The 6,000-nt window shown below is 32.2% G+C and carries 8 protein-coding genes; all 8 read right to left on the bottom strand.

Annotation, left to right across the window (positions count from 1 at the left end; all coding sequences use genetic code 11):
- Positions 1-264: 264 nt before the first annotated feature.
- Positions 265-588, bottom strand: coding sequence for a hypothetical protein (locus ACEXOE_RS09340; RefSeq protein WP_394748480.1), 324 nt, complete (start codon positions 586-588; stop codon positions 265-267).
- Between the two features lie 196 nt (positions 589-784).
- Entirely contained in the window at positions 785-994 is a 210-nt protein-coding gene (locus ACEXOE_RS09335; RefSeq protein ID WP_394748479.1) for a hypothetical protein, read from the bottom strand.
- Between the two features lie 793 nt (positions 995-1,787).
- Complete coding sequence (locus ACEXOE_RS09330; protein WP_394748478.1) at positions 1,788-2,660, bottom strand: sulfurtransferase; 873 nt, start codon at positions 2,658-2,660, stop codon at positions 1,788-1,790.
- A gap of 36 nt (positions 2,661-2,696) precedes the next feature.
- Positions 2,697-3,176: a RidA family protein gene (locus ACEXOE_RS09325; RefSeq protein ID WP_394748477.1), complete on the bottom strand. Its 480-nt coding sequence runs from the start codon at positions 3,174-3,176 to the stop codon at positions 2,697-2,699.
- Between the two features lie 14 nt (positions 3,177-3,190).
- Entirely contained in the window at positions 3,191-3,715 is a 525-nt protein-coding gene (locus tag ACEXOE_RS09320) for an NAD(P)H-dependent oxidoreductase (RefSeq protein WP_394748476.1), read from the bottom strand.
- Positions 3,716-3,818: 103 nt separating this feature from the next.
- On the bottom strand, positions 3,819-4,403 hold the full coding sequence (locus ACEXOE_RS09315; protein WP_394748475.1) for a Crp/Fnr family transcriptional regulator: 585 nt from the start codon (positions 4,401-4,403) through the stop codon (positions 3,819-3,821).
- A gap of 150 nt (positions 4,404-4,553) precedes the next feature.
- Positions 4,554-5,111 carry a YbhB/YbcL family Raf kinase inhibitor-like protein gene (locus ACEXOE_RS09310; RefSeq protein WP_394748474.1) on the bottom strand — a complete coding sequence of 186 codons (558 nt, stop codon included), beginning with the start codon at positions 5,109-5,111 and terminating at the stop codon, positions 4,554-4,556.
- Positions 5,112-5,214: 103 nt separating this feature from the next.
- The gene (locus ACEXOE_RS09305) at positions 5,215-5,970 is read right to left on the bottom strand and encodes a maleate cis-trans isomerase family protein (RefSeq protein ID WP_394748473.1); all 756 of its coding nucleotides are present in this window, start codon (positions 5,968-5,970) and stop codon (positions 5,215-5,217) included.
- Between the last annotated feature and the right edge of the window lie 30 nt (positions 5,971-6,000).

The raw sequence follows: 6,000 nt of genomic DNA, 5'->3' as shown, positions 1-6,000 counted from the left end.
CTAAAAGATTAAAAATTGTAATTTTTGCTCTCATTTTTACTAAAATAATTAAGATTAAAAAATATTGCTGGTAACGGTCTCGGCTATGATTTGGTGCGTGTTTGGAGGCTTGGTGAGCGAAAAGCGTCGGCCTTTACCTCTGGCCTGCGAAGCAAGCTGCGTGACGAAATCATTTCTTCAGAGCGTGTTTTTTATTAAAAGTAGTAAATATTCTTTTAGCTAAAGATTTAGCACTGAATTATAGCCTTTGTTGTAAATAGTATTTTATTCTGATTTCTTAACAGGGATTTTAAATTCACACCTCTTTTTGTTATCATTATTATCATACCAAACCTTTATATTCAGAGTGTCACTTTCCAAATAATTTGTAGGCACTTTTATTTCAGTTCTCATCGCTGTTTTATCATTGTTGGTTCCAAGAATAGTAATTCCAGGCCCAAGTATTCTTAGGTTTATTGGATTAATATTGGTTACTATAAAGTTGGTTTTGCTTGGTTCATTATAAGTTAAGAAATCCATTCCATTTTCAATTTCTATCTCAATCTTTTTATTTCCATCTTCATAAACCAAGTCAACTTTATTGGACATTGAGTTTTTACAACTTTGAAGTAAAAATATTAGAACTAAAGTTAAAAATAAGTATCTCATTTTTTCATATTATTTACAACGGTCTTTATATATGAAGCGTAGCATCCCGCAGGGAGCTCTGATTTCATATACGTTGTTACCATATGTTTTAATTCAGTTTTTTGTTTTCTAAAATGTCAAATCCAAATAGGCCATTTCAGGTTTCCAATTCGACAATTTTATATTGATTCATTTTGTCAAAATATTGGTGTTTAAATACCAAATCTTTCTTAATTCCTTTGTAATTTATTGTAAAGACAGGTTGCTCTTCTCCAATTCTGTATTTTGTTCCACCTCGAATAAAAGTCCGTTCAACAATTTTATAGGATTCCTTTTTGCTTTTTAGGTTAGCGAAGTGATAATTCATAAACATGAAAGTAGAACAAGCTATAAATCCAAATCCAATAAAATAATTTATCAAAGCATATAATTTTATGGTTTTATAGTGGAAGTACGTGTTTTTAAAATTCCGAAAATCAATTCCGTACGCTGTGATTCCGAATACAGTGATTATTAACGCTGGAATTAACCAATTAATGATTGTATTTCGAAAAATCTGTATTTGAAAATACATTGAAAATATTCCAATAAAGAAAATTGTTGGATAGAATATTTGTCTTTGTTTTTTCGTCATCTCGGAAATGTATGGTAACGGTTAGTATAAGAGCAGTAGCGGAATAATTGCACTAGTCTTTCGTGTTACAATATACTTATTTAAAAGCAATAGCGGTTCGAGTTTGCTCCCGAATCGCTATTGCTTTTATACCTTGTTAGAGACAGTTTTTATTTCGTACTTCTTTGATAATAAGCAACAATACTCTCTTTCTAATGTTAATATTCTTTCGGCTATTTCATCTGTTTTGATAACAGCATTATTATAAAACTATTCTAACTTTAAATGTAACTCAAAGAATTTTCTTCCTTTGATATTCCAATGTAGTTCTCTAAAATTTTGATAAAAACAGCTGATAGTCTGTCAACAGTTGATTTAATTTTTTATTGAGCTCTCCAGCTTTTTTTTATCTATTCCTATTACGTTTTTCATTTTTTTATTATAAGTTATTTTTCTTTTTGAAATTGGATATCCGCAATTTTTTCTATCTCAACCGAGATAATCATATATCGTACATAAAGTTCCCTCATCACCACTTCTCATAAATTTAAAGGGATTGCACTATTGGTCTAGCTGGGTCAAGCTTCCAAACGCTAAATGATCCATCAAATAAACTAGATTCAATTCCTAAGCTTGCCAAAGCCAGCATTGCAATTGTACCTGAATAACCAGAGCCACAAGAGCAAATTATTTTTTTAGTTTGCCAATAAGGAATCGTTCTGTTAAATAATTCAGTAATCTCAGGAGTTTCAAGAAAAAGTCCTGTGTTTTTATCTAAGAACGAATTATATGCAGCGCTAATTGCTCCGGGAATATGACCGGTTCTAGGATCATCAGATTTTCCGTTGTAACCTGCTTTACCACGTCCATCCAAAACACATGAATTACCCTTTTCAGCTATGAAATCTTCAAGAGATTTTCTCAAATGATATTGAGGCTTTGGATCAAATGTACCTTTTGCAGTTTTTGCTATTTTTTTAGAAACAGAGAAGCCTTGTTCTTGCCAATAATTAAATCCTCCATTTAAAACTTGTACATTCCCAAAACCCCAATAGCGCATTGCCCACCATATTCTACCAGCAAACATATGTTGGTAATTATCATAAAGGATTATTTTATCTTCTTTATCAATACCTAAGTCTCTAAAAGATTGTTTTGCTTCTTTCAATGATGATATTTGTGCCAAGCTGGGTACAACATCTTTTTCTATAAACTCTTTTCTCCAGTCAAGGAATTTTGCCGTAGGTATATGTCCTTCTACATATTCATGATAAAGTGAAGTTGGCTTTGTTCCCCAAATTCCTCTTACGTCGAATATTTTAACATTAGGTTCCCCTATAATATTATTTAATTCGTCAGCTGTAATTAACGGTGAGACCAATTTCTCACCGTTAATTAAATTTAAATTCTCGCTACTCATTTTTAATATCATTAAGTCTTCAATAAGAGAGAAGTGTTATTCTGATTTATAAACCTCAACTTCTATTTCAATCATAAACTCAGGCAAGGCCAATTCTTTAACGCCTAACCAAGTCGATTTTGGATATTGATTTTCTGTATATAATGATTTTCGATATTCTAAATTAGCCATAAATGCTGCCATATCTGTTGTATATACATTTTCAACAATAATATCGTCAAACGTACACCCATAATGTTCTAGCATTTTTCGTATATCTGCATAACAATTTTTCATTTGCTGCGCATAATCGCCTACTGCTGTGGGTTTCCCAGAGGCATCCATACTGACTGCCCCAGAAGCTTTAATATGATTCCCAATTTTTATTGCAAATGAATATCCAAATCCATTTTCTACTTCTTTTGATCTTAATTGAAAGTACTCTGTTTTTTCTGCCCTTTCTTCCATTTGTTTATCGTTTTTATTTTGTGCCGTTACAGACCCAATTGTTAATAATATAATTGCTAAAACTCTCACTGTTTTTTTCCTGATTATAGGTTTTGTTTGAATGTATTTATATACTCTCTTGTATTTTCTTGTATTGATTGCTCAGAAGGATCGAACATTGCACTATAGAAAACGTGAAGCTTATCAACGATACAACCACAATATTGAAAGGTTAATTTGAAATCGTTTAATAAGTCAGGTACACTAATTGCCGAGGTAGAATTGTAAGATTCCTCTTTACCTCCTGTAGAAACGGCAAAGTGGATTTTTTTGTCTTTTAGTTTGTCTCCATCAGGACCAAAAGCCCAGCCGTAGGTAAGTACTTCATCTACATATTTTTTTAATGCGAATGGTGTGCTAAACCAGTGGAACGGAAACTGAAAAATTATTTCATCATGAGCTAACAGCAAATTCTGTTCTTCCACAATATTGAAGTCAAGATTTGGATAGTTGTCATATAATGAGTGGATCACAAAATCGTCAGGATGCTTTTTTAATTCATTAATCCATGAATTATTAACCTTAGATTCTTCTAAATTCGGATGGGTTACGACTATCAACTTTTTCATCTCTATCATTTGTTTAGATTATAAATACAAATGTATGAGGAGTCTATGTCAGAAAAATTGATCTGTGATAATAAACAAATTGAATAGATACCTAATAATGTATCTAAGATTCACCTTGTGCTATCTCTCTTCTAATTCTACTTAAGCTTTCTTTAGTAATTCCTAGGTATGAAGCAATATGGTAGTTTTTGACATTCTGTTCAATTTCGGCATAAGTGTTAACAAATTGGATATACTTTTCTTTGGCAGTGTAACTGAGTGAAGCGATGGTTCTTTTTTGAAAACTGACAATAGTATTTTCAAATTTTAGGCGAAAGAAGGTTTCTAACTTAGGAATATGATGAAATAAAATGTCTCTATTATTTTTAGTCATTTTTATGAGTACTGAATCCTGAATACACTCTATATTCATGATAGCTTTTCTTCCTTGGAAATAACCAGGGTAATCACTAATCCACCATTCTTTTATAGCAAACTGCAATGTGTGTTCTTTTCCTTGCTCATCGATGAAGAAAGACCTTAAACACCCAGAATAAATGAAATATTTATTTGAAACAGATTTTCCTTGTTTAATAAGAAGCTCTCCTTTTTTACAATTCACTTTGGTTAAATGGTTTGCCAACAATACTATCTTTTCCTCAGATAAATCTACTTCTTTAAAAATATTAAGGATAAATGATTTTTCCATTTTATGCAATTAGTAGTAACGGTTAGTGTAAGAGCAGTAGTGGATTCATTGCACTAGTCTTTCATATTACAATATACTTATTTAAATGTAAAAACGGTTCGAGTGCAAACTCGAACCGTTATTGCTTTTATACCTTGTTAGAGACAGTTTCTATTTCGTACTTCTTTGATAATAAGTGACAATACTCGCCTTAGCCAACGTATTATTCCATAAGTAATATCCAACTACGGCAGGATTTGTACTTTCATTTAGACCAAGTTTATCTGTTTTAAGTGCGTAAACTGTAATTATATATTGGTGCAAACCGTGTCCTTCAGGAGGGCAAGGTCCACCATAACCATTCGCTCCATAATCTGTAATACTCTGAATAACGCCTTCAGGTGTTAAGTTTAGTTTAGTATTTCCAGCTCCAGACACTAATTCATTAGTGCTTACCGGAATATCAAATACTACCCAATGCCACCATCCACTGCCAGTTGGTGCGTCTGGGTCGTACATAGTTACTGCAAAACTTTTAGTTCCTGCAGGTGCATTTTTCCAAGATAACTGAGGGGACTGATTTTCACCAGTACAACCAAAGCCGTTGAACTCCTCATTAATTGTAGCTTGCCCTCCTAAGTCATTACTTGATAGAGTAAATGTGCTTTGTCCGAAAGCAGAAGTTGATAAAACAATTAATGCTGTTATGATTTGAAATGTTCTTTTCATAATATTTCTTTTAATTTATAATACAAATTTATAGACTACCACAGGCTTTGTGTTAATCGAAAAAGCTCAAAAAGTATTGATGAAAGTTCAGTTTATTGATGATTTAGTATTTTCCTGATAAAAGTTCTCCTCCAATCTTAGATTTAGCCTCTAAGCCTAATTCTTTTAGCATTTTATATGTTGTACAAATTGAGGCGGTTGTTACTGGCTTTCCCAGCTCTTTTTCAACAAAATCTACTGAAGGTAATGAAGGCATTTGGACACATGCAGATAATACTACAACATCCGCCTTATCCGTATCTAATTTTTTATATATCTCTTTCAAATTTTCAGGATCCTGCGCTGCAACTTCCAAATTGTCAGGTATTTCTAGTGAAATAGAATCTACGACATTAAAACCTTGATCCGTTAAATAATCCACAACCAACTTAGTTAATGGTTTCATGTAAGGTGTGATGATAGCAATATTTTTTGCTTTTAGTGTATGTAATCCTTCTACTAAAGCCCCCGCACTTGTTATCACCGAAGTTGGGTGATTATTCTTTACCGTTTGTTCGTACAAGTTGTTTTGAGATGTGACATGATATCCATTTCCCATAGACATTATGGCAACCAAACATGCATATCCGATAACATCTACATAAGCATCTGATAATTCTAAAGCACATCTAAGAGAATCTGCATCCATTAATTCTAGTTCAGATTTAGTTACTTTTTTCATACGCATTCTGCTGGAATGAAAAGTAAATCTTTCAGGTAATATATCTTCTCTTGCTCTAAGGATAGCAGGTATTTCTGTTTCCATAGTTGTATTAGAGCTTGGAACTATTTGACCGATTTTAAATTTATTATTTACCATTTGTTTTCTTTTTAAATTGGATTGACATAC

Source organism: Spongiimicrobium salis (genome assembly GCF_043678055.1).
GTDB classification, from domain to species: Bacteria; Bacteroidota; Bacteroidia; order Flavobacteriales; family Flavobacteriaceae; genus Spongiimicrobium; species Spongiimicrobium salis.
The sequence above is the reverse complement of the archived record's forward strand: the minus strand, read 5'-3'. Positions and strand labels throughout refer to the sequence as shown.

What these genes read in the sequence shown, in the direction of transcription:
- ACEXOE_RS09340 (WP_394748480.1), bottom strand. Translation starts at nt 588, where the DNA reads ATGTCCAATAAAGTTGACTTGGTTTATGAAGATGGAAATAAAAAGATT.
- ACEXOE_RS09335 (WP_394748479.1), bottom strand. Translation starts at nt 994, where the DNA reads ATGAATTATCACTTCGCTAACCTAAAAAGCAAAAAGGAATCCTATAAA.
- ACEXOE_RS09330 (WP_394748478.1), bottom strand. Translation starts at nt 2,660, where the DNA reads ATGAGTAGCGAGAATTTAAATTTAATTAACGGTGAGAAATTGGTCTCA.
- ACEXOE_RS09320 (WP_394748476.1), bottom strand. Translation starts at nt 3,715, where the DNA reads ATGAAAAAGTTGATAGTCGTAACCCATCCGAATTTAGAAGAATCTAAG.
- ACEXOE_RS09315 (WP_394748475.1), bottom strand. Translation starts at nt 4,403, where the DNA reads ATGGAAAAATCATTTATCCTTAATATTTTTAAAGAAGTAGATTTATCT.
- ACEXOE_RS09310 (WP_394748474.1), bottom strand. Translation starts at nt 5,111, where the DNA reads ATGAAAAGAACATTTCAAATCATAACAGCATTAATTGTTTTATCAACT.
- ACEXOE_RS09305 (WP_394748473.1), bottom strand. Translation starts at nt 5,970, where the DNA reads ATGGTAAATAATAAATTTAAAATCGGTCAAATAGTTCCAAGCTCTAAT.